The organism is Ferdinandcohnia salidurans, assembly GCF_042680725.1.
Classification (GTDB): Bacteria; Bacillota; Bacilli; order Bacillales; family Bacillaceae_L; genus Ferdinandcohnia; species Ferdinandcohnia salidurans.
The window spans coordinates 1-1,129 of sequence record NZ_JBHUEK010000016.1; the positions used below are offsets into that span (position 1 = coordinate 1).

Consider the following 1,129-nt stretch of genomic DNA (forward strand, 5'->3'; position numbering starts at 1 on the left):
TCGCATATCCCAACGCCCATAGCGGACTCTCACCGCCAAGTTAATGAACATGCCTGGCACACAAAAAGTGCATTAATCCTCCTTGGATCAACGCACCTCATAGTTGAATAAGGCTTAAAAAAATCACATACGTTACTGTTGTTCATATCTGTAATTTTTAATTGATTGTTTGAATTCATACACGCTACTTAACTTTTCGTCTGGTTGAACACTAAACTCTAATGTCTGATAATTTGGCAACCACTGTACTCCGATTGTATGTACGTTAGCTTCTTTACCAGCTAGTATGTCAGCGTCACTATCTCCTAATAAAATAGCTTCAGTGTTTTTTATATTAAGCTGTGCCAATGCCTTGTTTACTCCCTCTGGATGTGGTTTGGGTATAGTTACATCATCACCCGTAATAATTACATCAAATATGTCATTCATATTAAGGCAATCTAATGAGATAAGCAGACTTCTGCTTGCCTTTCCTGTTACAATCCCTAATTTATAATCTTTCCTTTTTAATAGTAGAAGTAAATCGTTAATCTCCTGATTCTCAACAACGAGTTCTCGATGCTTTTCACTATATTTTTCATAATATAATTCAATTGCTTTATCATGATTTGAGTCCATAAGATTTTCTCTAATGATTCCCGTTTCAGCTGGGCCGAACATGGCCTTTATTTCCTCTGGGGTAACCTCAATGTTGTCAAACTCCTTAAATACAGATTGAAACGCATAGAAACAAACTGGCAAAGTATCAGCAAGAGTACCATCGAAATCAAATATAATCGCTTTCATAGCTACACACCCTCTATCAAAATATTGTATCTTCGATTTTATTAAAAAACATAATCTATATTTGGATATATTGAATCTTCTACACTTGGAAGTAGTTTGTATATGCTTATAACATGCAGAGCTTCAAACTTGTTTTCAAATAAAAAATTTGTTTATTAATACTACTTCACTTTTGTGGTATAAATTCCCTTCTCGAACTATCCTGATTCTTTACTTCAACAGCAAGAAAAACCAATTTCCTTCTTCAGTAAACCGATCTGTTAGTTTAATAACCTCCAATCGAGTAGGAGGCGCGTTACCGCGCCGACCTCTCACACCACCGTACGTACCGTTCGGTATACGG

1 protein-coding gene is annotated in these 1,129 nt (G+C 36.0%); it reads right to left on the bottom strand.

What is annotated here, in order from left to right:
* Nucleotides 1-132: 132 nt before the first annotated feature.
* Nucleotides 133-786: an HAD family hydrolase gene (locus tag ACFSFW_RS10375; RefSeq protein WP_388037794.1), complete on the bottom strand. Its 654-nt coding sequence runs from the start codon at nucleotides 784-786 to the stop codon at nucleotides 133-135.
* Between the last annotated feature and the right edge of the window lie 343 nt (nucleotides 787-1,129).

What these genes read in the sequence shown, in the direction of transcription:
- ACFSFW_RS10375 (WP_388037794.1), bottom strand. Translation starts at nt 786, where the DNA reads ATGAAAGCGATTATATTTGATTTCGATGGTACTCTTGCTGATACTTTG.